This is a genomic window from Mycobacterium sp. NGS59 (genome assembly GCF_059812345.1).
In genome coordinates this window covers 1-24,797 of the sequence record NZ_JCALCN010000006.1, presented here as the reverse complement: position 1 = coordinate 24,797, position 24,797 = coordinate 1, and the positions used below count along the sequence as shown (strand labels likewise).

Sequence of the window (24,797 nt, the reverse complement as noted above, 5' to 3'; positions counted from 1 at the left end):
TCGACTAACTGCCGACGGTCGCGCGTCGCCGACCGACAACACTGTGCACCAGCAGCCCGACCAGATAAACCGCCGAGCCGCACAACACGAACGTGGGGGCATGCCCGTCGTCGGGGATGAACGTCGCCGCCACCGTCACAGCAAAGATGAACGACACCCAGAACAGGGCGTCCTGCACGGCGAACACGTGGCCGCGCAACGCGTCGTCGACGTCGATCTGCATGGCTGAGTCGGCGCACAGCTTGACCACCTGTCCGGCCACTCCGAGTAGGAACCCGCACGTCACCATGACCGGCAACACCAACGTGGCACCCGCCAACTGGATGACCGCCGCCGCTACCAGCGCGGTGTTGGCCGTCGCGTAACGACCCCACCGCCGCACCAGAGCCGGGGTCAGCACGTTGGACAGGAACGCGCCCAAGCCGGTGGCGGCGAAGAACAACAGCGCGGTCCCGAGGCCTTCGGTGTCGGCGTCTTTCATGTGGTGGACCAGCAGCAGGATCACCAGCGAGTTGATGCCGACGACCATTCTGTGCGCGGCCAACCCGGACAGGGCGGCGGCGACCGTCGGGCGCTGGAAGACGGTCCGGACACCGTGCAGCCAGCCGGTGACCACCGCATAGACGGCCGACCCGTGGATCGCGCGCTTGGTGTCGTCGGGTCCGAGCACCCCCGGCGCGAACCGCCGGGACAGCAGCAACGCCAGCGACACCGGGATCAGCGCGGTGTAGATGACCACCGCAGACCCTTCATCTCCGGCACCGCCGAGCCAACTGAGCAAGAACATGAAGTTGGCCCCCAGGAAAGCCGCCACGGCGCCCGACGCGGTGGCCACCGAGTTCATCGTGACCACCCGCTCGCGCGGCACCACGTGCGGCAGCGACGCCGACAGGCAGGCCGCCACGAACCGGGCCAGACCGTTGGCCAGCAGCGCGGTACACAACAGCACCAGATCGCTGGCGCGCACGGCCAGAATCGTGCCGATCGCAACGATGAAGCACAGCCGCGCAGTGTTAGCGCCGATGAGCACCAGCCGTCGGTCCCAGCGGTCCATCAGCGCACCCGCGAACGGCCCCAGCAACGAATACGGCAGGAACAGCACGGCGAAGGCACGTGCGATCGCCATCGGATCGGCGGCCCGGTCCGGGTTGAACAGCAACGCGCCGGCCAGGCCCGCCTGGAACAGGCCGTCGCCGAACTGACTTGCCATGCGCAACTGCAGAAGTCGCCAGAAGTCGGGCAGCGCGCGCACCGACCGCCACAGTTCGACGGGCGCGCTTGCCTGCAACCGGCTGCGATTCACTGAACCCACTTCCACAAGCGGCAACGGACGGCCTGGCGCCGTCTCAATACAGTACAAATCTTCGCCGGGCACGGTTGTTTGCACCGGTGAAGCCACTGCGGGTGCGATGATGTTGTGGTGGCTCAGTACGAAGACCCCGACGACTCGGTCGCTCCGGCTGCCCAGCGGGTCCGCGCGGGTACCTTGCTGCTGGCCAACACCGATTTGTTGGAGCCGACTTTCCGCCGCAGCGTCATTTACATCGTCGAGCACAACGAGGGCGGCACCCTCGGGGTGGTGCTCAACCGGTCCAGCGAGACGGCGGTGTACAACGTGTTGCCGCAGTGGGCCAAACTCGCCGCCAAGCCTAAGACGATGTTCATCGGTGGGCCGGTGAAGCGTGACGCCGCGCTGTGTCTGGCGGTGCTGCGCATCGGCGCCGAACCCGACGGCGTGCCGGGCCTGCGCCATGTGGCCGGCCGCATGGTGATGGTCGATCTGGACGCCGAACCGGACCTGATAGCACCCGCGGTCGAAGGGGTGCGCATCTTTGCGGGCTACTCCGGCTGGACCATCGGCCAACTCGAAGGCGAAATCGAGCGCGACGACTGGATTGTGTTGTCGGCGTTGCCATCTGATGTTCTCGTGCCGCCCCGGGCTGATCTCTGGGGCCAGGTGTTACGCCGCCAGCCGTTGCCGCTTTCGTTGCTGGCCACCCATCCGATCGACCTCAGCCGCAACTGAGTCGCGGCGCTCGCCCTCAGACCGAGTCGCAGGACAGCGCGCACCCACCGCAGCTACCGGTGCAGCCGGCCTCGGCGGTGACCTCACTACGTAACGCATAGCGCGCGCTCTGCACCGAACCGGTGGCCAGGGTGCCCAGCGCGCCGGCGACACAGATGATCACCACCACCAGCGCGGTATGCGGAGATGCCGCCAGCGCCACCACTCCCCCGGCGGCGAGCATCACCGCGGCCGCCAGCTGGGTCGGCGCCATCGCCCGCAACGCCAACTGGGTGGGGTCCGCCGTGGACGGGTGGCTCAGCGACCAGATCCCGAACGCGGCAGCCGCTACCGCCGCACACACGCAGAGCACGCCCGCGATAAGCATGCGCTCACAATACGATCCCGCCGATGTGCCCGCGCGGCGGGCTTCGTCGCGGGGTCAGCGCGACGGGGCGACGTTGACCAACGGCGGGAGCGACTGCACCCCTCGCGCGGGTGCCTGCGCTGCGGGTGCCTGCGGTGCCGGGGCGGTCGGTACAGCGACGGGCGCTGCGGGAGCCTGCGCTGCCGGTGCCTGCGGTGCCGCTGCCTGTGCTGCGGGTGCCTGCGCTGCGGGTGCCTGCGCTGCGGGTGCCGGGGCGGCCGCCCCCGGCGCTGTCACCCGAAAGCCGCTGATGATCGCATCGGTCGCGGGCCCGTCGCTGACCGCCTGCGACGCGGCGGTGGTCACCGACATCGACACCAGATACCGCTCGGACCCCGAGGTGGCGATGACGTGGCGACGCGAGGTGTTGAGCGTCATGTCGTTCTCTCGATAAGTGCCTTCGATGACGCCCGACGGGAAGTTGCCGAGGTTGGCCTGCGAGGCATTGGTCGTCTGCCAGGCCAGCAACCGCTGGCTGTCGACGAATCCGTGCGAGATCGCTTCCACGGGGTCGAAATCACCGACCAGCTTGTAGACCACCACCTGCGCGTTCGACGTGTACACGCTGTTGCCGCCGACCCGGTCGGCGATCACCACGAACGCGTCGGGCACGTTGGGGTCGGGTACCTGAGTCCAGCGCGGCGGCATCGGCACGGTGATGTCGAGCGCCTTGAACCCGAGCGGACGCTGCGCTTCGAGTTTGACGCCTTTGCTTTCCAGATATTCGCGCAGTGTCCCGGTCACGGCCGGCGTACCCGAGGCCGGCGCCGGCGCCGCGGCCGGAGCCGGAGCCGCGACGGGCGCTTGTGCCGGGACCGCGACGGGCGCTTGTGCCGGAACCGCGACGGGAGCCGGGACCGCGACGGGCGCTTGCGCCGGAACCGCGACGGGAGCCGGAACCGCGACGGGCCCCTGCGCCGGAGCCGGAGCGAACCGGTTGCTGTTGACGCCCCCCGGGAACACGGCGCCGGGTGTGGTCGCCTGCTGCGTCGGGACCTGGCCCGGCACGACCGGCTGAGGGACCAGCGGCTCGGCCGAGGCCGTCCCACCGGCAACCATCACGACGCCCAAGACGCCGGCGGCCATACCACCTGCGAACGTTCGCCAGGTGCGTGCGATCTGAATCATTTCGCCTCGGTCCCTCCGCGGTAGCGCGGGCGTTGGTGCGTGTCGAAGCCCGCCACGAGCCTGAATGTAACCACTGGCCAAGAGCACCGACCATGCCCGCAACACACCTGGGATGAACCTCTGATCGGCGTGCAACGCAACCGAGACCAACCCGTGGCCGCCCAATCGGGCGCCGGTCTGCGCGACCCGCCCTTATACCCTGTTGGGCGTGACCGAATCGCCGCCCGCCGCATCCGTCGACCCGCCCGGCGCCAACGACGCCGACGCGCCGCGGTACCGCTACACCGCCGAGCTTGCGGCCGGGCTCGAACGCACCTGGCAGGACAACTGGGCCAGCTGGGGGACGTTCCATGTGCCCAACCCGGTCGGCGCGCTGGCACCTGCCGACGGTGCGGGCGTGCCCGACGACAAACTCTTCGTGCAGGACATGTTTCCCTACCCGTCGGGGGATGGGCTGCACGTCGGCCACCCGCTGGGCTACATCGCCACCGACGTCTACGCCCGCTACTACCGGATGCGCGGACGTAATGTGTTGCACGCGTTGGGTTTCGACGCGTTCGGATTGCCGGCCGAGCAATACGCGGTGCAGACCGGCACCCACCCACGCACCCGGACCGAAGCCAACGTGGTGAACTTCCGGCGACAGTTGGGTCGGCTGGGACTCGGTCACGACAGTCGGCGCAGCTTCTCCACCACCGATGTCGAGTTCTACAAGTGGACGCAGTGGATCTTCCTGCAGATCTATAACGCCTGGTTCGACTCCGCTGCCGACAAGGCCCGCCCGATCGCAGACCTGATCGCCGAATACGATTCCGGGGCAAGGAGTCTGGCGGACGGCCGCGATTGGGCGACGCTGTCGGCGGGGGAGCGGTCCGACGTGATCGACGGTCACCGGCTGGTTTATCGCTCCGACTCGCTGGTCAACTGGTGCCCTGGCCTGGGCACGGTACTGGCCAACGAGGAGGTCACCGCCGACGGCCGCAGCGACCGCGGCAACTTCCCGGTATTCCGGAAACGGTTGCGGCAGTGGAACATGCGGATCACCGCCTATTCCGACCGGTTGCTCGACGACCTGGATTCCCTGGACTGGCCCGAGAAGGTCAAGACCATGCAGCGCAACTGGATCGGACGCTCGACCGGTGCGGCGGCGCTGTTCTCGGCGACCGGAGCCGACGGGACCGTACGCGACATCGAGGTCTTCACCACCCGGCCCGACACCCTGTTCGGTGCCACCTATCTGGTGTTGGCCCCCGAGCACGACCTGGTCGACGCGCTGGTCGCACCGGTCTGGCCGGACGGCACCGACAGAACCTGGACGTACGGCGCCCCGACACCCGTCGAGGCCGTCGCGTCCTACCGGCGCGCCATCGCGGCCAAGTCCGACCTTGAGCGCCAGGAGAGCCGGGAGAAGACAGGCGTCTTCCTCGGCGCCTACGCCGTCAACCCGGCCAACGACCGGCCGGTGCCGGTCTTCATCGCCGACTACGTGCTGGCCGGATACGGGACCGGAGCGATCATGGCCGTGCCAGGCCACGACCAGCGAGACTGGGACTTCGCCCGCGCCATGGGTCTGCCGATCGTCGAAGTCATTGCCGGCGGCGACATTTCGCAAGCAGCGCATTCCGGCGACGGCGTCCTGGTCAACTCCGACTACCTGGACGGGCTCAGCGTCGATGAGGCCAAACAGGCCATTACCGCCCGCCTGGAATCCGAGGGACGGGGCCGCGCGCGCGTCGAATTCAAGCTTCGTGATTGGCTTTTCGCGCGGCAGCGGTATTGGGGCGAGCCGTTCCCGATCGTCTTCGACCGCGACGGGCGCCCGCACGCACTTGACGAAGCCTCGCTGCCCGTCGAACTGCCCGACGTGCCGGACTATTCGCCGGTGCTGTTCGACCCTGACGATGCCGACAGCGAACCGTCGCCGCCGTTGGCGAAGGCCACCGAATGGGTGCACGTCGAGCTGGATCTCGGTGACGGCCTGCAGCCCTACACGCGCGACACCAACGTGATGCCGCAATGGGCCGCCAGCTCCTGGTATGAGCTGCGCTACACCGACCCGCTCAACGCGGATCGGTTCTGCGACAAGGAGAACGAGGCCTACTGGATGGGTCCTCGTCCGGCCGAGCACGGTCCCGGCGACCCCGGCGGGGTGGACCTCTACGTCGGTGGCGCCGAGCACGCGGTGCTGCACCTGCTGTATTGCCGTTTCTGGCACAAGGTGCTGTACGACCTGGGCCACGTCAGTTCTCGTGAGCCCTACCGCCGCCTGGTCAACCAGGGCTACATCCAGGCCTTCGCCTACACCGATGCGCGCGGGTCCTACGTGCCGGCCGCCGAGGTCATCGAACGGGACGGCAGGTTCTGCTATCCCGGGCCGGACGGCGAGATCGAGGTTTTCCAGGAGTTCGGCAAAATCGGTAAGAGCCTGAAGAACTCGGTGTCGCCCGACGAGATCTGCGACGCCTACGGCGCCGACACCCTGCGGGTGTACGAGATGTCGATGGGTCCGCTGGAAGCGTCGCGCCCGTGGGCCACCAAGGATGTCGTCGGCGCGCACCGGTTCCTGCAGCGCGTCTGGCGGTTGGTGATCGATGAGGACACCGGCGAAGTGCGGGTGGTGGACGGCGAATTGGACGCCGAGACGCTGCGCGCGCTGCACCGCACCATCGCCGGAGTGTCCGACGACTATGCGGCCCTGCGCAACAACACCGCCGCCGCCAAGCTGATCGAGTACACCAACCACCTGACCAAAGCCCACCGCGACGGGGTTCCGCGCGCCGCCGTCGAACCGCTGGTGCTGATGCTGGCGCCGCTGGCCCCGCACCTGGCCGAGGAGTTGTGGTCACGGCTGGGTCACTCAGAATCGTTGGCGCACGGCCCTTTCCCGGCCGTCGACCCGGCCTATCTGGTCGACGACACCGTCGAGTACCCGGTGCAGGTCAACGGCAAGGTGCGCGGCCGGGTGCTGGTGGCCGCCGACGCGGACAAGGAAGCGGTGCAGGCCGCGGCCCTGGGCGACGAGAAGGTGCAGGCATTCCTGGCCGGTGCCGCGCCACGCAAGGTGATCGTGGTGCCCGGCCGGATGGTCAATCTGGTGGTTTGAGAAGCCGTCGCGTCAACGCTGCCGGATCACCACTTCGTGGACATGACCGTCCCGAGGCGTAGCCACCACGTTGGCCACCACCTCGGCGACGGTTTCCGGCCGCAGGAACTTCGCCGGGTCGTACTCACCGCCCTCGTAGGCGACGAGCTCGCGTTGCATGTCGGTGTCGACACGACCGGGATAAACGGAGGTGACCGTCAGCGACGGCTCGTCGGCGCGTAACGAGTCGGCGAAAGCCCTCAGAGCGAACTTGCTGGCCGAATAGGCGGCCATGCCGGACGAGACGTTGCGCCCCGAACCGGAGTTGATGAACACCACCTGCCCGCGCGTCGCCTGCAGCGCAGGCAACAGCGTCAACGTAAGGGCCACCGCCCCGAACACATTGACGCTGAAGGTGGCGCGCCACTCATCGACGTGTGACTCCCCGACGTGACCCGGGACGGATACCCCGGCGTTGTGCACCAGCACGTCGAGTTCATCGATGACTTCGCAGCTGGCCTCGATCGAGTCGGTATCGGCCAGATCCAACGGAAAGGTGGTCGCGCCCAACCGTTCGGCGACCTCGTCCAGGCGTCGCGACGGCCGGCCTGCCAACAGCAGCGTATGGGTGGGCGCCAACGCCGCAGCGATGGCCGAGCCGATGCCGCCGCTGGCGCCGGTGATCAGTGCGGTGGGCACGCCGTCGTACTCAGTTGGGCAACGGCGAAGCCGCTGCCGTCCCGGTGGTGCTGGCGGCCGGTTCACCGGAGGCGAGCCGGTCCAGCGGCGCCAACGCCTTCATCAGGACCTCCAGGTCGGAGTGGGGGAGTTGGCTGAGCATCGCGGCCAGCGAGGCGTGCCGGCTGGCCAAAGACTCGGCGTGCACCGCCCGGCCCTGTGGGGTGATATCGACCAACACGGCCCGCAGATCGGACGGGTCACGTGAGCGCTTCACCAGACCGACCTTCTCCAGCCGGCGAATGGCGACCGTCGTGGTGGGCGTCCGCACCCGTTCGTGCGCGGCCAAATCCGTCATCCGGATGGGTCCGCGGTCGAGCAGGGTGATCAGTATCGAAAGCTGTGCCAGGGTGAGGTCGCTGGCGACCGCACCCGTGGTCGGGTCGCCGCGACGCAGGATCGCCGACAGCTTGGATAGCGATCGGTGCAGCCCCTCTGCCAGGTCCGCCAGCTCCGGGGACGTGGGTTCGCTGTCCGACATAAACCGGCAGTCTAACCCGACCCGCGCGGGGCGGAAGAGCCTGTCTGGGATGGTGCGCCTGCCCTGCTCAAAGCCCCTCGACGAGGAGTTGCTGGTGTCGCTGCGTCCCGGCGGCCGGGCGTGCTGGTCCCGGGGGTGCCGAACTCCGCAGATTTGCCGTGATCGGAAAAACCCTCGGCGTCCGGTCGAGCGGAGCAGGATCGTTCAGAGCACCAACGCTGCCGACTGGGGGATCGCTTCTACCTCTACCAAGACCGGCAGGACTACGTCCGCATCCACGTGGTCGGTGCCCGGTGGGAACACTCCGCGACGGCACAGTTCGGCGACCATCGTCCTGGCCATCAACTCAGATCGCCGCAGGCACGCGGCTCGCGCGGATTCCGGGTCGCGCCGGTGCATGGCGGCATGCTCGTCTTCGTAGAACGGCAGCAGGTCGTCTTGACTGTGTTGATAGGTCATCCAGAACACGCGGGGGATCAAATTCTGCGAAGCGCGGATGGTGGCGTGCAGGCGAGGCCCGGCGTACTCGTCGTTGACCGTGCGCCGGTAATCGCCGGCGCGTTCGGCGAAGGTCCGGGAGTCCCGCGCCGTCCGCAGCGACCGCAACAGCGCATCGAGTTCGGTCAGGATGCGGGGAGTGGGATTGGCGGCGGCCCGGCCGGAGGCGATGCCATTGAGCAGGCCGTCAAGTTCGTGGTGCTCGTACACGGTGGCCTCGTCGAACCGTTCGACGAACGCGCCGCGGTGATAGCGCGTCGACACGACGCCGTCGTGCTCGAGCTGGACCAGTGCCTCCTGGATCGGAACCCGGCTGATACCCAGGCCGTGCGCGATCTCGTTGCGATCGACTCGATCGCCGCTGCGCAGTTTCCCGGTCAATACCAAGTTGAGAACGTGAGTGACAACCTGGTCCTTTTCTTTGATCCCGTACCGTTTGGGCATTCATTCGCCATTTCTTCCGGCCCCCCGAAAGGCCATTGCGCGGCAAGTTTCTCACAGCTCGAGGCTTACGAAGAAATGAATTTGAAATGAAACGCGAACTAGCTACGTTCGCTGTCGCGCCATCGGCACAGCGCCTCGGCGTCGGTGAGGTCGTAGTCCGGACCGTTGACGCCCACCGTGAGCAGCGTGACGCCGAGTCCGCTGAGCGCCTCGGCGTTGGGGATCACCTCCTCCCCGCTGCCCGCTGACGCCGAGCGTTCGATGCTGGCCGGGTCCCGCCCGACGGTCTCGCAGTGCTTGGCCAGCACGGCCGCCTTGCCGGGGAACTCGTCGGCGTCGGCGAAGCTGTGCCAGATGTCGGCGTGCTCGGCGACCAGGCGCAGGGTCTTGCGTTCGCCGCCGCCGCCGATCAGGACGGGGATGTCGCGGGTGGGTGCCGGGTTGAGCTTGGCCAGCCGGGACTTGATCCGGGGGAGTGCGTCGGCCAGGTCGTCGAGTCGGCTGCCCGCGGTGCCGAATTCGTAGCCGTACTCGTCGTAGTCCTTCTGCTTCCATCCCGAGCCGATGCCCAGGATGAGGCGACCGTCGGAGATGTGGTCGACGGTGCGGGACATGTCGGCCAGCAGTTCGGGGTTGCGGTAGGAATTGCAGGTCACCAGCGCGCCGATCTGGATGCGCGACGTCTGCTCGGCCCAAGCCGCGAGCATCGTCCAGCATTCGAAGTGGGCGCCGTCCGGGTCGCCGTAGAGCGGGAAGAAGTGGTCCCAGTTGAACGCCACGTCGACACCGATGTCTTCGCAGCGGCGCACCGCGTCGCGGATCTGCTGGTATTGCGGTGCGTGTTGGGGCTGCAGCTGCACGCCGATGCGGACGGGAAAGTCGGGAAGCACGGGGGAGGTCATAGTGACCACCGTATGCCTCAGCGAGCGTCGACGACTGTGCGGACGAGGTCGATCAGCGCGCGCGGTTGGTCGCTCTGCACCGAGTGGCCCGAGTTCTGCACGACGTGTGCCGCGCGGAAATGCTTTGCGCGCCTTTGTAGTTCGGCGACATCGTCGTCGTTGACGAAACCCGACGTGCCACCCCGCACCAGAGTGACCGGGGCGGTCAATTCGTCGACGTCGTCCCACAGGGCGCCGAACTCGGGGAATTTCCGGATGCTGTCGTAACGCCACGTCCAGTTGCCGTTGTCCAGCCGGCGGGAGTTGTGAAACACCCCGCGCCGCAACGCCTTCACTTCGCGGTGCGGAGCCGCGGCGACGGTGAGATCGAGCATGGCCTGGAAGCTGGGAAACTCCCGTTCGCCGGCCATCAACTCCACGGTGCCGCGCTGCTCCTTGGTCATCTCCGAGTGCCGCGCCAGTGCCGACGGGGTGACGTCGATCAGCACGAGTTCGTCGACCAGCTCCGGCGCCAGCGCGCCGAGCCGGATGCCGGTCAGCCCGCCCAGCGACATACCCACCACGAATTGCGCGCCCGGGGCCAGCTCGCGCAGCACGGGCGCCAGGGTGTCGGCGTTGTTCTGCGGCGAGTAGTCGCCGTCCTCCCGCCACGCGGAATGCCCGTGGCCGGGAAGGTCCACCGCCAGCGCGGGTTCGCCGAGGCCGACAATCACCGTGTCCCAGGTGTGCGCGTTCTGCCCGCCGCCGTGCAGGAAGATCACCCGCGGGTCCGAGCCGCCCCAGCGCAGCGCGCTGATCTGGCCGGCGTCCACCCGTTCGACGTGGGGGAGGGGACCGGTGACGCCGGCTTGTTCGGCGTTCTCGGGCAGCAGGTCGAACTCGGAGAGCCCAGCCAGGTCGTCGTCAGCGGTGTCGGTCACGCCTCGCACTTTACGAGGCGAGCCCGGCAAGTCACGCTAGCGTGACGCTCGGCGCCGGATGTCACGCTAGCGTGACGCTCGACGCACCGCGCACCGCGCACCGCGTAAAGGCTCAGCCCTCGATGATGAACTCTTCGAGCTGCGCGCGCGCGACGTCGTCGGGCAGCTGCTCGGGCGGGCTCTTCATCAGGTACGCCGACGCCGGGATCACCGGGCCGCCGATGCCGCGGTCCTTGGCGATCTTCGCCGCACGCACCGCGTCGATGATGACGCCGGCCGAGTTCGGCGAGTCCCACACCTCGAGCTTGTACTCCAGGTTCAGCGGCACGTCGCCGAAGGCGCGGCCTTCCAGGCGCACGTAGGCCCACTTGCGATCGTCCAGCCAGCCGACGTGGTCGGACGGCCCGATGTGGACGTCCTTGGAGTTGAACTCACGCTGGACGTTGGAGGTCACCGCCTGGGTCTTGGAGATCTTCTTGGACTCCAGGCGCTCGCGCTCCAGCATGTTCAGGAAGTCCATGTTGCCGCCGACGTTGAGCTGCATGGTGCGGTCCAGTTGCACGCCGCGGTCCTCGAACAGCTTGGCCATCACGCGGTGGGTGATGGTGGCACCGACCTGGCTCTTGATGTCGTCTCCGACGATCGGCACGCCGGCGTCGGCGAACTTCTTGGCCCACACCGGGTCCGAGGCGATGAACACCGGCAGCGCGTTGACGAACGCGACACCGGCGTCGATCGCGCACTGCGCGTAGAACTTGTCGGCCTCTTCCGAACCCACCGGCAGGTAGGAGACCAGCACGTCGACCTCGGCGTCCTTGAGCACCTGGACGACGTCCACCGGCTCGGAATCGGACAGCTCGATGGTGTCGGCGTAGTACTTGCCGATGCCGTCCAGCGTCGGTCCGCGCTGCACCAGCACATTGGTGGGGGCGACGTCGGCGATCTTGATGGTGTTGTTCTCCGAGGCGAAGATCGCGTCGGACAGGTCGAAGCCGACCTTCTTCGCGTCGACGTCGAACGCGGCCACGAACTTGACGTCGCGGACGTGGTACGGACCGAACCGTACGTGCATCAAGCCGGGGACCGTGGATGTGTCGTCGGCGTTGTAGTAATACTCAACGCCCTGCACCAGCGAGGACGCGCAGTTGCCGACGCCGACAATGGCGACTCGTACCTCGGACGCCTGCGGCGCGTTCTGCTCACTCATCTGGCGTTCTCCTAACCTCGTAACTCTGATGTCCAACCGGTTTGTCCAAATTCGAACGGGTGAATCACGTCTGTTCGACGTGATTGGGCGCCGCCCGTTCCGCGGCGATGAGCTCGTTGAGCCACTTGACTTCACGCTCACTTGACTCGAGCCCGAGCTGATGCAGTTGACGGGTGTAGCGATCGAACGAGCTGCTGGCCCGCGCCACTGCTTCGCGCAGACCTTCCCGACGCTCTTCGACCTGACGGCGGCGGCCCTCCAGAATGCGCATCCGCGCTTCGGCCGGAGTGCGGTTGAAAAAAGCCAGGTGCACCCCGAAGCCATCGTCGGTGTAGTTGTGCGGCCCGGTGTCGGCGACCAGTTCGCCGAAACGCTGGCGGCCCTTGTCGGTGAGTTGATAGACGCGACGGGCGCGCCGCACCGGCGTCCCGGCCGGGGCCGCATTCTCGGCGATCAACCCGTCGGCCTGCATGCGCCGCAGCGCGGGGTACAGCGAGCCGTAGGAGAAGGCGCGGAAGGCGCCGAGTAGGCCGGTCAGCCGCTTGCGCAGCTCGTAGCCGTGCATGGGGGACTCGATCAGCAGGCCCAGAATGGCCAATTCCAGCATCGAGTCACCTCCTTTTGCATGGCTGATTAGAACGATTTGACGCCTCGCGTCATCGTATCGTCCCGATATATTAGCGACAACACCACCGGGTGTTGGTGCGCCGTTGGTCACAGCCGACACGCGCCTCAGCCCCCGGCGTAACTGACCTTCCTAGGGGTGCCGTCGGCGGCCAACTGGATGGAGCCGCCGCCGTAGTCGCTGGACACGTGGATGGAAAGCGCCAGCGCACCCGGTGTGGTGGGATCCTTCGCCGGCTCGACGATCAGGTACATGGACTTGACGTCTTGCGGTTTGATACCGACGGTTTCCGGCGCCCCACGCAGCACCCCCACCACGGCCTTGATGTCGAATTTGCCCAGGTCGACCAGTGCGGTGTCGGTGCTGCTGTTGCGGGCCGAACTGGTGGGGTCACCCCAGCCGCCGCGGTAGGTGTAGTCCAGTACGCGGCGCTCGTCGGTGGGGTCCTCGCGGTCGATCGACGCGTAGGTGGGGTAGATCACGAAGCGATAGCCGTTGGTGTCACCGAACCGCTTGCGGGTCTGCTCCAGCAGGCCGGTCAGTCCGCCCAGGGAGTGCAGTTGCCGGGGTGGCGTCAGTACCACCGCGCCGATGCCGTCGGATTTGGCGCCCGGATCCGAGGTGAAGTCCAGCGGGGAGGTGGTGTTGCCGTACAGACCCCAACCGATCGCGATGCCGAACAGCACCGACACCCCCAGCGCGGCCAGCGACAGGCCCAACCCGTCGCGCTTCACGCGGGGCCGCTTCGGTGCCGGCGGCTGCGGGGCGGGAGCGCTCTCGGCGGCCTGCAGATCCACCACCAAGTCGCGCAGGTCCCCGAGTGTCACCGCCGAGGTCGCCAGGCTGACCCGGTCGCGGTGCTCTTCCATGGAGAGCTCGCCGTCACTGAGGGCGTTGTCCAGGATCCGACACGTCTGTTGTCGATCCCTGTCCTTGGCTCGGGTTGTCGTTGACCCTGCTCGACCGACTTTCGCCACGGGGACGATCGTAGAAGTCGAGACGCGCTCGATCACCAGCACCCGCAACAGCCTTGGCTGCATATCGGTGCGGGGGATCGCGACGTACTCTGGTCAGCGTGCGATTGCAGCGACAGGTGGTGGAATACGCGCTTCGGCGGCGCTCACTGCTGGCCGAGGTCTACTCGGGACGCACCGGGGTGTCCGAAGTCTGCGACGCCAACCCTTATTTGCTGCGTGCGGCGAAGTTTCACGGGAAACAAAGCCAGGTGATGTGCCCGATCTGCCGAAAGGAGCAGCTCACCCTGGTGTCCTGGGTGTTCGGCGAGCATCTGGGTGCAGTCTCCGGCTCGGCACGCACCGCCGAGGAGTTGGTACTTCTGGCCACGCGGTTCTCCGAGTTTGCTGTGCACGTGGTCGAGGTGTGCCGCACCTGCAGCTGGAATCACCTGGTGAAGTCGTACGTGCTCGGTGCGCCACGCCCGGCGCAGCCGCCGCGAAAGTCCGGTGGCACACGGACGGCGCGCAACGGCGCCCGCACGGCCAGTGAATAGCGAAGGGCGCCATCACCAGTCGTCCAGCGACACCCCGGACGAGTCGACGGCGCAGAGCGGGCGGCATTCCAGCACTCCGGTGCCTCCCGACGACCGATTGACCACGGTGATACCGGCGGTGCCCGGCGAGCGCCCGTCCCGGCACGTCGATCCCGTCGACGAGGTCAAGGCGGCCCTCGACAGTCCGCCGCCCGAACGCGACCACCTCGACCAGGTCAAGGCGGCGTTGGACGCCCCGTCGCCGCGGCCCCGGCGGGACCAGCTGAGCGGCGGACCGCGCCGTGCCGGCGGACCCCCGCCGTCGGGTCCGACGGCGCCCTCGGGCGCGCGGGCGCACCGGTCGAAGCCGACGTGGACCGAGCAGATCAACTGGCGCTGGGTGAAGCGCTCGCTGTATCTGAGCGCGGCGGTGCTGATCCTGCTGCCGATCGTCACCTTCACGATGGCCTACTTCATCGTCGACGTGCCGCGGCCGGGCGACATCCGCACCAACCAGGTCTCCACGATCCTGGCCAGTGACGGTACCGAGATCGCCAGAATCGTTCCGCCCGAAGGCAACCGGGTGGACGTCAACCTCAACCAGGTCCCGGTGCACGTGCGCCAGGCGGTGATCGCCGCCGAGGATCGCGGCTTCTACTCCAACCCCGGGTTTTCCTTCAGCGGGTTCGCCAGGGCGGCCAAGAACAACCTGTTCGGCGGCGACCTGCAGGGTGGTTCCACGATCACCCAGCAGTACGTCAAGAACGCTCTGGTCGGTTCGGCGCAACACGGGCTCAGTGGCGTGATGCGCAAGGCCAAGGAACTGGTCATCGCGACCAAGATGGCGGGGGAGTGGTCGAAAGACGATGTGCTGCAGGCGTATCTGAACATCATCTATTTCGGTCGGGGGGCCTACGGAATCTCGGCGGCGTCCAAGGCCTACTTCGACAAACCGGTCGAGCAGCTGTCGGTGTCCGAGGGCGCGCTGCTGGCCGCGCTGATCCGGCGGCCCTCCACCCTGGACCCCGCCGTGGACCCCGACGGCGCGTTGGCGCGCTGGAACTGGGTGCTGGACGGCATGGTCGAGACCAACGCGCTGTCCTCGGATGACCGCGCGAAACAGGTGTTCCCGCCGACTGTGCCACCCGAACAGGCACGGGCGGCCAACCAGACCACCGGACCGAACGGGCTCATCGAACGGCAGGTCACCAGGGAACTGATGGAGCTGTTCAACATCGACGAACAGACCCTCAACACCCAAGGCCTGCAGGTGACGACCACGATCGACCCGGTGGCGCAGCAGGCCGCCGAGAAGGCGGTCTCGAAGTATCTCGACGGCCAGGACCCGGACATGCGGTCCGCGGTGGTGTCGATCGATCCGCGCAGCGGGGCGGTCAAGGCCTACTACGGCGGATCCAACGCCCAGGGCTTCGATTTCGCCCAGGCGGGCCTGCAGACCGGGTCGTCGTTCAAGGTGTTCGCCTTGGTCGCCGCACTCGAGCAGGGCATCGGTCTGGGCTACCAGGTGGACAGTTCGCCGTTGACCGTCGACGGCATCAAGATCGGCAACGTCGAAGGCGAGAGTTGCGGGACCTGCAACCTGGCCGAGGCGCTGAAGATGTCGCTGAACACCTCGTACTACCGGCTGATGCTCAAGCTCAAGGGCGGGCCCCAGGCCGTCGCCGACGCGGCGCATCAGGCCGGCGTCGCCGACAGCTTCCCGGGTGTGGCGCACACACTGTCCGAGGACGGCAAGGGTGGTCCACCCAACAACGGAATCGTGTTGGGGCAGTATCAAACTCGGGTCATCGACATGGCCTCGGCGTACGCCACTCTGGCCGCCTCGGGTATCTACCACCGGCCGCACTTCGTGCAGAAGGTGGTGAACGCCGAGGGGCAGGTCCTCTTCGACGCCGGCACCGCCGAGGACAGCGGCAACCAGCGCATACCCAAGGCGGTGGCCGACAACGTCACCGCGGCCATGCAACCGATCGCCGGCTATTCGCGTGGCCACAACCTGGCCGGGGGGCGGGCCTCGGCGGCCAAGACCGGAACCACCCAGTTGGGTGACACCACCTCCAACAAAGACGCCTGGATGGTCGGTTACACCCCGTCGCTGTCCACCGCCGTCTGGGTCGGCACCGTCAAGGGCGACGAGCCGCTGGTGACTGCCTCGGGCGGCGCGGTCTACGGGTCGGGTCTGCCGTCGGACATCTGGAAGTCGACGATGGACGGCGCCCTGAAGGGCACCCAGAACGAGACCTTCCCCAAGCCTTCGGAGATCGGCGGTTACGCCGGCGTGCCCGCCCCGCCGCCGCCGCCCCCGGCACCGCCGTCGCAGACGGTGATCCAACCGACGGTCGAGGTCGCGCCGGGTATCACCATTCCGGTTGGTCCACCCCAGACCATCACCGTGGCGCCACCGGGGCCGCCCGCGCCGGGCCTGCCGGCGCCAGGCCTGCCCGCGCCAGGCCCACCCGCTGACGTGCCCCAACCGGTGCCGTGACACCCCCGGTGACCGGGGCACGGACCGAGCGCGCCGACATATCGCCGCAACCGCTGGCCGCCGACCGGCGAAGCGCCGACAGTCGTGATTGCCCCAGCCGCAACGACGTTCTCGGCGCTGCGCTGGCGGGCGTGGTCGGGGGGCCGGTAGGCAGGCACGCGCTGATCGGACGGACCCGGTTCATGACTCCGCTGCGGGTGATGATCGTCTTCGCGCTGGTGTTCCTGGCGTTGGGTTGGTCGACGAAGGCGGCCTGCCTGCAAAGCACCGGAACCGGCACCGGCGATCAGCGGGTGGCGAACTGGGACAACCAGCGCGCCTACTACGAGCTGTGTTATTCCGACACCGTCCCGCTGTACGGGGCAGAGTTATTGAGCCAGGGCAAGTTTCCGTACAAGTCCAGCTGGATCGAGACCGACGGCAACGGCGCACCCCAGATCCGCTACGACGGCCAGGTCGCCGTCCGCTACATGGAATATCCGGTGCTGACCGGCCTGTATCAGTACCTGTCGATGGCGCTGGCCAAGACCTACACCACGGTGAGCAAGCTGGGTCTGGTCCCGGTGGTCGCCGAGGTGGTGATGTTCTTCAACTTCGCGGCCGTCGGGCTGGCGATGGCCTGGCTGGCCACCGTCTGGGCAACCTCAGGCTTGGCGGGGCGCCGGGTCTGGGACGCGGCACTGGTGGCGGCTTCGCCGTTGTTGATCTTCCAGATCTTCACCAATTTCGACGCTCTCGCAACGGCTTTCGCGATGGGCGGCCTGCTGGCGTGGGCCCGCCGAAAACCGTGGCTGGCCGGTCTGCTGATCGGCCTCGGTGCGGCGGCCAAGCTGTATCCGCTGCTACTGCTGGGACCGCTGCTGGTGCTGGGAATCCGGTCCGGACGTCTCGGTGGGGTAGCGCGCACCGCCGCAGGCGCGGTAGTGACCTGGGTAGCGGTGAATCTGCCGGTGGCAGTGCTGTTTCCGCGCGGCTGGTCGGAGTTCTTCCGGCTCAACACCCGTCGCGGCGACGACATGGACTCGCTGTACAACGTCGTGAAGTCGTTCACGGGCTGGCGCGGCTTCGATTCGTCGCTGGGCTTCTGGGAACCGCCGACGGTGCTCAACGCGGTGGTGACCGTGTTGTTCCTATCGTGCTGCGCGGCAATCACATACATCGCGTTCACCGCGCCGCAGCGGCCGCGGTTGGCGCAGCTGGCATTTCTGGTGGTGGCGGCGTTTCTGTTGACCAACAAGGTGTGGAGTCCGCAGTTCTCGTTGTGGCTGGTTCCGTTGGCGGTGCTGGCGCTGCCGCACCGCCGGATCCTGTTGGCGTGGATGACCATCGATGCGCTGGTCTGGGTGCCGCGGATGTATTACCTCTACGGCAACCCGAGTCGGTCGCTGCCCGAGCAGTGGTTCACCACGACCGTGCTGTTGCGTGATATCGCGGTGCTGGGTCTGTGTGTCCTGGTCATTCGGCAGATCTACCGTCCCGACGAGGATTTGGTGCGCTGGCAGGGCAGAGTCGACGACCCGGCGGGCGGGATATACGACTTGGCGCCTGATGCGGCGCCCAGCTGGTTGCCGAACTGGTTGTGCCCCAAGCCTTTTCATCGGCCGGCGGTTGCACGCGAAGACGACGCCGAACTCGCCGTGGCCGTCGGGAAGGCCTGATGCAGGTCGCCATTCCGGTGTTCCCCCGGTTCACGGCGCTGGATGCGGTGGGTCCCTATGAAGTGCTGCAACGCATCCCGTCGATCGAGGTGGTCTTCCTCGGGCACACGCGCGGGGAGATCCGCACCGAGAACGGCTTGCTCGGCGTCACCTGCGACGCAACCTTCGACGAAGTGAAGGCCCCCGATGTCGTCGTGGTGCCCGGCGGCATCGGCACCCGAACACTCGTCGGCGACGAAACACTCTGCGGCTGGCTGCAATCGGTGCATCCAGGCACCGAGTTCACCACCTCGGTGTGCACCGGTGCGCTGCTGCTGGCCGGTGCGGGCCTGCTGGACGGATTGACCGCGACGACGCATTGGCGCGCGGCCGAGGAACTGAATGCGCTGGGGGCGAGCTACGTGCCCGACCGGGTCGTCGAGCACCTGCCCCAACGCATCATCACCGCAGCCGGGGTGTCCAGCGGGATCGACATGGCGCTGCGGTTGGTGGAGTTGCTGGTGGACCGGGAGGCCGCGCAGGCCGCGCAACTGCTGATCGAGTACGACCCGCAGCCGCCGTTCGACTCCGGTTCGCTGGCCAAGGCCGACGAGGGGACCAGAGGCCGGGTGGCGGAGTTCCTGCGGTCCCGGAAGTGAATTTCCAGCCGAGCCGGTGATCCGGTAGCCTGGGGCGGTTGCCGACGCAGGCGACCCTCCTGCCACGGAACGTCCGTGGCCGCGCAGACCAGAGGAGGTGATGAGGTCCCTATGCGTCCATACGAAATCATGGTCATCCTCGACCCCACGCTCGACGAACGCACCGTCGCCCCGTCGCTGGAGACGTTTCTCAACGTCGTCCGCAAAGACGGCGGCACGGTCGAGAAGGTCGACATCTGGGGCCGGCGGCGGCTGGCGTACGAGATCGCCAAGCACGCCGAAGGCATCTACGTCGTCATCGACCTGAAGGCCGCCCCCGCCACGGTCTCCGAGCTGGACCGGCAGTTGAGCCTGAACGAGTCGGTGCTGCGCACCAAGGTGATGCGCACCGACAAGCACTAACTGTCGGATCTGCTGCGTACAGTCACTATGACTACTTGCCGGGCGGACTCAGGAGGAAATCATGGCTGGTGACACCACCATTACCGTCGTCGGAAACCTGACCGCTGATCCCGAGCTGCGGTTCACGCCGTCGGGTGCTGCCGTGGCCAACTTCACCGTCGCGTCGACACCGCGGATCTACGACCGGCAGAGCGGGGAGTGGAAGGACGGCGAAGCGCTGTTCCTCCGCTGCAACATCTGGCGCGAGGCCGCGGAGAACGTCGCCGAAAGCCTGACCCGCGGGTCGCGCGTGATCGTGACCGGGCGGCTCAAGCAGCGGTCCTTCGAGACCCGTGAGGGCGAGAAGCGCACCGTGGTCGAGGTCGAGGTCGACGAGATCGGGCCTTCGCTCAAGTACGCCACCGCCAAGGTCAACAAGGCCAGCCGCAGCGGCGGCGGCGGTTACAGCGGCGGTGGCGGCGGATCGCGGCAGTCGGCGCCCGCCCAGTCCGGTGGCTCCGGTGACGACCCGTGGGGCAGCGCCCCGGCCTCGGGTTCGTTCGGCGGCGGCGACGACGAACCACCCTTCTGATCCAGAGAACTTCGAAGCACGAGAACGGAAAGAACAACACTCATGGCCAAGTCCACCAAACGGCGCCCGGCTCCGGAAAAGCCGATCAAGGCACGCAAGTGCGTGTTCTGCGCCAAGAAGGACCAAGCGATCGACTACAAGGACACCGCGCTGCTGCGGACCTACATCAGCGAGCGCGGCAAGATCCGGGCCCGGCGGGTCACCGGCAACTGCGTCCAGCACCAGCGCGACATCGCGATCGCGGTGAAGAACGCCCGCGAGGTCGCGTTGCTGCCCTTCACCTCCTCGACGCGGTAGACACCGCGCCTGCAACGAAAGAACGCCAACGATGAAGCTGATTCTCACGGCTGACGTCGACCACCTCGGTGGCGTCGGCGACACAGTCGAAGTCAAGGACGGGTACGGCCGCAACTTCCTGCTGCCGCGTGGCCTGGCAATCGTCGCCTCGCGGGGTGCGCAGCGACAGGCCGACGACATCCGTCGGGCGCGCGAGACCAAAACGGTCCGCGACCGTGAGCACGCCGACGAACTCAAGACCGCCATCCAGGCCCTGGGCCCGGTGGCGTTGCCGGTGAAGACCGCCGGCGACAGCGGCAAGCTGTTCGGCTCGGTCACCGCCGGCGACATCGTGACCGCCATCAAGAAAGCCGGCGGCCCTAACCTCGACAAGCGGATCGTGCGGCTGCCCAAGGCGCACATCAAGTCCGTCGGTACGCACCCGGTTGTGGTGCACCTCCACCCCGAGGTCGACGTCGAGGTCTCCGTCGACGTCGTCGCCGACAGCTAATTCCGTAGCCTGCCCGGCGTGGCTCTGCGAGGCCATGCCGGGTTTTGCGCTGCGCCCGAAATTCCCCGCGCGGCTTCGTCGGTTGTCGCGCTGGCGAACAAATCCGAAGCCATTCGCCGGCCGGGGGCGTAACCGGCCATTTACTCAGCGAAAATCTGACTGAAAACCAACACGCCCGGCGCGATAACCTGCCCCGACACGCCGATGAGATTGTTGTCCACACGATTTCGTCAGCGTTGTATGGCGGTTAGCAGCAGTGATGTCGCAATAAGCCACATTGATCCACAGGTTCTCCACAGTCCGCTCAACATCGGCGTCGACGTATATGCACACACGATGCACAGCTTGATGAACAAGCTCTCTTTGACAGGTCGCCAGCAACGTTTACGTTCATCCCGGCGCCTTGGCCAAGCAGGCCATGAGGTGGGACGGGGGTGGGTGTCAGTGCCGTGACTTACGCTCTGGATGTACGGCTTTCGAATGTGTGTTCGGTAGTTGAGCGGAGAGGGTGAGGGCCCGTGGCTGTCGTCGATGACCTGCCGCATCCCGGTATGGATTCTCCAACGCCCAGTGAGGATTACGGACGCCAACCTCCGCAGGATCTCGTGGCCGAGCAGTCGGTGTTGGGCGGGATGCTGCTGAGCAAGGATGCGATAGCCGACGTCCTGGAGCGGTTGCGGCCTGGCGATTTCTACCGCCCGGCGCACCAGAACGTCTACGACGCGATCTTGGACCTGTACGGCCGTGGTGAACCGGCCGACGCGGTGACGGTGGCCGCCGAGCTCGATCGGCGCGGGCTGTTGCGCCGCATCGGCGGTGCGCTCTATCTGCACACCCTGATCTCGACGGTGCCGACGGCGGCCAACGCGGGCTACTACGCGACCATCGTCGCCGAGAAGGCGCTGCTGCGCCGGCTGGTGGAGGCCGGCACCCGCGTGGTGCAGTACGGCTATGCCGGTGCCGACGGTGCGGACGTCGCCGAGATCGTCGACCGCGCCCAGGCCGAGATCTACGAGGTGGCCGACCGGCGGACGTCGGAAGACTTTGTGCCGCTCGAGGATCTGCTGCAGCCGACGATGGACGAGATCGATGCGATCGCCTCCAACGGCGGCATCTCACGCGGCGTGCCGACGGGATTCACCGAGCTCGACGAGGTCACCAACGGGCTGCATCCGGGGCAGATGATCATCGTGGCGGCGAGGCCGGGCGTGGGGAAGTCGACATTGGGTCTGGATTTCATGCGATCGTGCTCGATCAAACACCGCATGGCCAGCGTTATCTTCTCGCTAGAAATGAGTAAGTCCGAGATCGTGATGCGACTGCTGTCGGCGGAAGCGAAAATCAAACTCGCTGATATGCGTTCGGGACGTATGAACGACGACGACTGGACACGATTGGCGCGGCGGATGAGCGAAATCAGCGAGGCGCCACTGTATATCGATGACTCGCCGAATTTGACCATGATGGAGATTCGTGCCAAAGCGCGCCGACTACGGCAAAAAGCCAACTTGAAACTTGTTGTGGTCGACTACCTGCAGTTGATGACCTCGGGCAAGAAGGTCGAGTCAAGGCAGATCGAAGTGTCCGAATTTTCAAGGCATCTTAAGCTTCTCGCCAAAGAGCTCGAAGTTCCTGTGGTGGCAATAAGTCAGCTCAATCGCGGTCCCGAGCAGCGCACCGATAAGAAGCCGATGCTGTCTGACCTTCGCGAGTCAGGCTCGCTCGAACAAGATGCGGATATGGTTATTTTGCTAAATCGTCCGGACGCATTTGAACGTGACGACCCACGCGGGGGAGAAGCGGATTTCATTCTCGCTAAACATCGCAATGGCCCGACCAAGACGGTGACGGTGGCTCACCAATTGCACCTGTCGCGATTTTCGAATATGGCGAGGTAGAAAGCGAACGGTGTCGAGATGCAACGGAAATTAACAAACGACACCTAGTTGTTTAACAAGTTGGTTAGCCGGTGAAACTAAATCCGCCGCCTCGGCGAAAGCTCCGAGTGCACGAACTAGCCCGCGAACTGGGCTGGACGTCTCGGCAGTTGCTCGCCGAGTTGTGTCGGCGCGGCGAGTTCGTGAAGTCGGCAGCTAGCCAGTTAGAGGCACCGGTCGTCCGCACCCTTCGGCGGTAGTTTGGGACCGTCAGCACAGGACAAGACGCGGACGCGAAGCTCAGCCCGGAGATGTATGGCCACTCGGCGGAGCCCGCGACTACCGAAGACGGCACAGAATTCGCTGATGAACTTGCGAAGGCTCGAACGCAATCGAAGGCCAAGGGCCAGAACAAGGTTGCACGATGGCATCCACCGATCCTGCAGGCGCTACTCGACGACGTCGTCGTTCCCCAGCGGCCAGAACATCTCGCCGCACCGACGAGTGGATACTTCGTGTCGGAATTGAAGAAGGCCGCAGGACTCAGCAAGCGGTGGGCTGAAGCACAACTGAACGGTCTTGGGGACGATGAGTCTTTAGTAATCAAATGGATCCGGCTCAGCGATGGTCAGCGTCCAGACATTGCTGTCGAACTAGCAGGTTGTGGTATTCGTCCGGACGAGGCGGCCCTCTGCTTCGGATCGCGAAGTCGGTGCACCTGCGGAAGCTGAACTCGCTCATCGAGAAAAGGGTTGCCCGAGTAGTTGGCCCGCGGCTGATCCACAGCACTATCGTGCCGTGGAGGTCTTTGCAGCGGGTGAGCCTCACAACAAGGCTTTTCTCCGCCGCAATAAAACTGCCAATGCGACTGCAAGCAAGCTTCTTGAGCCGTACAGTTCGGCCCGAAGACGCAGCTTCGGAAGCTGTTTCGCGCTAGCACGCTGAGCTGAGTTGGGAGCCTTGAATGGCATCTTTCGTATTCCTCACCCCGGACGCCGTCGTCGCAGCGTCGCAGAATTTGGCTGGCGTCGAGTCGGCGATCGGCGCAGCCAACGCAGCGGCGGCGAGATCAACTCTTCACATAGCGGCTGCGGCTCAGGACGAGGTGTCGGCGGCCATCTCTGCGTTGTTTGGCGCCCACGCTCAGGATTATCAGGCTGCCGCTGGTCAAGCGAAGCTGTTCCACGAGCGGTTCGTGGGGACGCTGACATCGAACGCATGGCTATATGCGGCCGCAGAGGCAGCCAACGCCACACCCTTTCAGTCGTTGGAGCAGGCTTTCCTGTCGTTGGTCAACGCTCCTTCCTATGCGATTTTCGGGCGCCCGCTGATCGGTGACGGCACCAACGGCGCGGCAGGGACCGGGCAGGCCGGCGGGGCCGGCGGCATCTTATTCGGCAGCGGCGGCCGCGGTGGGTCAGGTGCAGCGGGAGCCACCGGCGGGGTCGGCGGCAACGCCGGGCTGTTCGGAAACGGCGGAGCGGGCGGGGCCGGCGGATCAGCTGAAACCCTCGGCGGTACTGGCGGTGCCGGCGGTCGAGGTGGCTCAGGCGGATGGTTGGGCGGCTTCGGTGGGGCAGGTGGGGCCGGCGGTGTCGGCGGCGCAGCGGGACCTCTGATTGCTGCGGGAACCGGAGGCATTGGTGGCGCAGGTGGCACTTCGCGGGCGCCGCTGTTGTGGGCTGGCGGGGCGGGCGGCGCTGGTGGAGCCGGCGGCGCTGGTATGGCCGGCAACATCGCCTCAAGCGCCGGTGGGACAGGCGGGAGCGGAACCGCCGGTGGCCTTGGTGGGGTTGGCGGAGCCGGCGGTAGTGGCTTCGGATTGTTCAGCCACGGTGGTGCCGGCGGTGTCGGCGGTAGCGGCGGGACCGGCGGGGGCGGGGGCGTCGGAGGTAGCGGTGCCAGCGGCGCCGTAAGCGGAGGCATTGGTGGTGATGGCGGGGGCGGCGGCGCCGCTGGCGCCGGCGGTGCGGGTGGGAGCGGCGGATTCTTCGGGGCGCACGGGGCGCACGGGGCCGCCGGTAACGGCGGTAGCGGCGGTAGTGGTGGAAGCGGCGGTGCGGGCTATGACGCGGGCACCGACCCGCTAGCGGTGCCCGGCGCATCTGGCGGCCAGGGTGGTCAAGGCGGCAACGGAGGAACCGGCGGAAATTCCGGAACCGGCGGCACGGCGGGCGCCGGCGGCAACTCTGGTGCTGGGGGTGGCGGCGGCAACGGCGCCGCCGGCGCGGCAGGTACGGCGGTGGTGACCACGGGCGGCATCGGCGGCAACGGCGGGGCGGGCGGTAACGCCGGTACCGCGGGAGTGGCTGGCAGCGGCGGTAATACCGGCAGCGCCGGTAACTCCGGCAACGGTGGCATCGGCGGGAGTGGTGGAAGCGGCGGTGCGGGCTATGACGCGGGCACCGACCC

The 24,797-nt window shown here is 66.9% G+C and carries 23 protein-coding genes and 1 pseudogene; 13 read left to right on the top strand and 11 right to left on the bottom strand.

The features are described 5' to 3' along the window. Window positions 1-4: 4 nt before the first annotated feature. On the bottom strand, window positions 5-1,327 hold the full coding sequence (locus tag AC5Y46_RS09160; RefSeq protein ID WP_499990796.1) for an MFS transporter: 1,323 nt from the start codon (window positions 1,325-1,327) through the stop codon (window positions 5-7). Window positions 1,328-1,417: 90 nt separating this feature from the next. Here AC5Y46_RS09160 and AC5Y46_RS09155 point away from each other — a divergent pair, with 90 nt between their 5' ends. Beyond that, window positions 1,418-2,026, top strand: coding sequence for a YqgE/AlgH family protein (locus AC5Y46_RS09155; RefSeq protein WP_499942925.1), 609 nt, complete (start codon window positions 1,418-1,420; stop codon window positions 2,024-2,026). A 16-nt stretch (window positions 2,027-2,042) separates the two neighbouring features. Here AC5Y46_RS09155 and AC5Y46_RS09150 read toward each other — a convergent pair whose 3' ends face one another. Next, window positions 2,043-2,393, bottom strand: a complete 351-nt coding sequence (locus AC5Y46_RS09150) for a hypothetical protein (protein ID WP_499990795.1) — start codon at window positions 2,391-2,393, stop codon at window positions 2,043-2,045. Window positions 2,394-2,447: 54 nt separating this feature from the next. Further along, a complete protein-coding gene (locus AC5Y46_RS09145) occupies window positions 2,448-3,560 on the bottom strand; it encodes an LpqN/LpqT family lipoprotein (protein ID WP_499990794.1) in 1,113 nt (370 codons plus the stop codon). Between the two features lie 208 nt (window positions 3,561-3,768). On the opposite strand from AC5Y46_RS09145, the gene leuS reads away from it, so the two are divergent. Then, the gene (leuS, locus tag AC5Y46_RS09140) at window positions 3,769-6,663 is read left to right on the top strand and encodes a leucine--tRNA ligase (RefSeq protein WP_499942918.1); all 2,895 of its coding nucleotides are present in this window, start codon (window positions 3,769-3,771) and stop codon (window positions 6,661-6,663) included. A gap of 12 nt (window positions 6,664-6,675) precedes the next feature. Here leuS and AC5Y46_RS09135 read toward each other — a convergent pair whose 3' ends face one another. The 8 genes from AC5Y46_RS09135 to AC5Y46_RS09100 form a co-directional block, all read right to left on the bottom strand. After that, on the bottom strand, window positions 6,676-7,341 hold the full coding sequence (locus AC5Y46_RS09135; protein WP_499942917.1) for an SDR family oxidoreductase: 666 nt from the start codon (window positions 7,339-7,341) through the stop codon (window positions 6,676-6,678). 10 nt (window positions 7,342-7,351) lie between these two features. After that, window positions 7,352-7,861 carry a MarR family winged helix-turn-helix transcriptional regulator gene (locus tag AC5Y46_RS09130; RefSeq protein WP_499942915.1) on the bottom strand — a complete coding sequence of 170 codons (510 nt, stop codon included), beginning with the start codon at window positions 7,859-7,861 and terminating at the stop codon, window positions 7,352-7,354. Window positions 7,862-8,065: 204 nt separating this feature from the next. Continuing rightward, entirely contained in the window at window positions 8,066-8,803 is a 738-nt protein-coding gene (locus tag AC5Y46_RS09125; protein WP_499942914.1) for a GntR family transcriptional regulator, read from the bottom strand. Between the two features lie 98 nt (window positions 8,804-8,901). After that, window positions 8,902-9,705, bottom strand: a complete 804-nt coding sequence (locus AC5Y46_RS09120; protein ID WP_499942912.1) for an LLM class F420-dependent oxidoreductase — start codon at window positions 9,703-9,705, stop codon at window positions 8,902-8,904. Between the two features lie 17 nt (window positions 9,706-9,722). Further along, window positions 9,723-10,625, bottom strand: coding sequence for an Rv0045c family esterase (locus AC5Y46_RS09115; protein WP_499942911.1), 903 nt, complete (start codon window positions 10,623-10,625; stop codon window positions 9,723-9,725). A gap of 112 nt (window positions 10,626-10,737) precedes the next feature. Further along, the gene (locus AC5Y46_RS09110) at window positions 10,738-11,832 is read right to left on the bottom strand and encodes an inositol-3-phosphate synthase (RefSeq protein WP_499942910.1); all 1,095 of its coding nucleotides are present in this window, start codon (window positions 11,830-11,832) and stop codon (window positions 10,738-10,740) included. Window positions 11,833-11,896: 64 nt separating this feature from the next. Further along, window positions 11,897-12,439, bottom strand: coding sequence for a PadR family transcriptional regulator (locus tag AC5Y46_RS09105; protein WP_499942908.1), 543 nt, complete (start codon window positions 12,437-12,439; stop codon window positions 11,897-11,899). Window positions 12,440-12,564: 125 nt separating this feature from the next. Beyond that, window positions 12,565-13,497, bottom strand: coding sequence for a DUF1707 SHOCT-like domain-containing protein (locus AC5Y46_RS09100; protein ID WP_499942907.1), 933 nt, complete (start codon window positions 13,495-13,497; stop codon window positions 12,565-12,567). Between the two features lie 35 nt (window positions 13,498-13,532). Here AC5Y46_RS09100 and AC5Y46_RS09095 point away from each other — a divergent pair, with 35 nt between their 5' ends. The 11 genes and pseudogenes from AC5Y46_RS09095 to AC5Y46_RS09045 all read left to right on the top strand — a co-directional run. Then, window positions 13,533-13,967 (top strand): DUF5318 family protein, encoded by a 435-nt coding sequence (locus AC5Y46_RS09095; protein ID WP_499942905.1) that lies wholly within the window; start codon window positions 13,533-13,535, stop codon window positions 13,965-13,967. Between the two features lie 79 nt (window positions 13,968-14,046). Beyond that, complete coding sequence (locus AC5Y46_RS09090) at window positions 14,047-16,452, top strand: transglycosylase domain-containing protein (RefSeq protein ID WP_499990923.1); 2,406 nt, start codon at window positions 14,047-14,049, stop codon at window positions 16,450-16,452. Between the two features lie 8 nt (window positions 16,453-16,460). Beyond that, window positions 16,461-18,110: a glycosyltransferase family 87 protein gene (locus AC5Y46_RS09085; protein ID WP_499942904.1), complete on the top strand. Its 1,650-nt coding sequence runs from the start codon at window positions 16,461-16,463 to the stop codon at window positions 18,108-18,110. Next, entirely contained in the window at window positions 18,110-18,748 is a 639-nt protein-coding gene (locus AC5Y46_RS09080) for a DJ-1/PfpI family protein (protein WP_499942902.1), read from the top strand. The genes AC5Y46_RS09085 and AC5Y46_RS09080 overlap by 1 nt, the downstream gene beginning before the upstream one ends. Window positions 18,749-18,859: 111 nt before the next feature. Further along, a complete protein-coding gene (rpsF, locus tag AC5Y46_RS09075) occupies window positions 18,860-19,150 on the top strand; it encodes a 30S ribosomal protein S6 (RefSeq protein ID WP_067415006.1) in 291 nt (96 codons plus the stop codon). A 61-nt stretch (window positions 19,151-19,211) separates the two neighbouring features. Next, entirely contained in the window at window positions 19,212-19,721 is a 510-nt protein-coding gene (locus AC5Y46_RS09070; RefSeq protein ID WP_499942901.1) for a single-stranded DNA-binding protein, read from the top strand. A 42-nt stretch (window positions 19,722-19,763) separates the two neighbouring features. Then, a complete protein-coding gene (gene rpsR, locus AC5Y46_RS09065) occupies window positions 19,764-20,018 on the top strand; it encodes a 30S ribosomal protein S18 (RefSeq protein WP_499942900.1) in 255 nt (84 codons plus the stop codon). A gap of 31 nt (window positions 20,019-20,049) precedes the next feature. Beyond that, complete coding sequence (rplI, locus tag AC5Y46_RS09060) at window positions 20,050-20,508, top strand: 50S ribosomal protein L9 (RefSeq protein ID WP_499942898.1); 459 nt, start codon at window positions 20,050-20,052, stop codon at window positions 20,506-20,508. A 518-nt stretch (window positions 20,509-21,026) separates the two neighbouring features. Then, window positions 21,027-22,406, top strand: a complete 1,380-nt coding sequence (gene dnaB, locus AC5Y46_RS09055) for a replicative DNA helicase (protein WP_499942896.1) — start codon at window positions 21,027-21,029, stop codon at window positions 22,404-22,406. Window positions 22,407-22,477: 71 nt separating this feature from the next. Next, window positions 22,478-22,639 (top strand): annotated as a pseudogene (locus AC5Y46_RS09050) (translation initiation factor IF-2 N-terminal domain-containing protein); the annotation flags it as partial. A gap of 710 nt (window positions 22,640-23,349) precedes the next feature. Further along, the coding region (locus tag AC5Y46_RS09045; protein ID WP_499990790.1) for a PE family protein at window positions 23,350-24,797 on the top strand (1,448 nt) is incomplete at its 3' end.

Bases quoted from the DNA above. Each gene is read 5' to 3' on its own strand.
- AC5Y46_RS09150 (WP_499990795.1), bottom strand. From the start codon at position 2,393: ATGCTTATCGCGGGCGTGCTCTGCGTGTGTGCGGCGGTAGCGGCTGCC.
- AC5Y46_RS09120 (WP_499942912.1), bottom strand. From the start codon at position 9,705: ATGACCTCCCCCGTGCTTCCCGACTTTCCCGTCCGCATCGGCGTGCAG.
- AC5Y46_RS09070 (WP_499942901.1), top strand. From the start codon at position 19,212: ATGGCTGGTGACACCACCATTACCGTCGTCGGAAACCTGACCGCTGAT.
- AC5Y46_RS09125 (WP_499942914.1), bottom strand. From the start codon at position 8,803: ATGCCCAAACGGTACGGGATCAAAGAAAAGGACCAGGTTGTCACTCAC.
- AC5Y46_RS09145 (WP_499990794.1), bottom strand. From the start codon at position 3,560: ATGATTCAGATCGCACGCACCTGGCGAACGTTCGCAGGTGGTATGGCC.
- rpsF (WP_067415006.1), top strand. From the start codon at position 18,860: ATGCGTCCATACGAAATCATGGTCATCCTCGACCCCACGCTCGACGAA.
- AC5Y46_RS09105 (WP_499942908.1), bottom strand. From the start codon at position 12,439: ATGCTGGAATTGGCCATTCTGGGCCTGCTGATCGAGTCCCCCATGCAC.
- AC5Y46_RS09080 (WP_499942902.1), top strand. From the start codon at position 18,110: ATGCAGGTCGCCATTCCGGTGTTCCCCCGGTTCACGGCGCTGGATGCG.
- rpsR (WP_499942900.1), top strand. From the start codon at position 19,764: ATGGCCAAGTCCACCAAACGGCGCCCGGCTCCGGAAAAGCCGATCAAG.
- AC5Y46_RS09130 (WP_499942915.1), bottom strand. From the start codon at position 7,861: ATGTCGGACAGCGAACCCACGTCCCCGGAGCTGGCGGACCTGGCAGAG.
- AC5Y46_RS09110 (WP_499942910.1), bottom strand. From the start codon at position 11,832: ATGAGTGAGCAGAACGCGCCGCAGGCGTCCGAGGTACGAGTCGCCATT.
- AC5Y46_RS09100 (WP_499942907.1), bottom strand. From the start codon at position 13,497: ATGCAGCCAAGGCTGTTGCGGGTGCTGGTGATCGAGCGCGTCTCGACT.
- rplI (WP_499942898.1), top strand. From the start codon at position 20,050: ATGAAGCTGATTCTCACGGCTGACGTCGACCACCTCGGTGGCGTCGGC.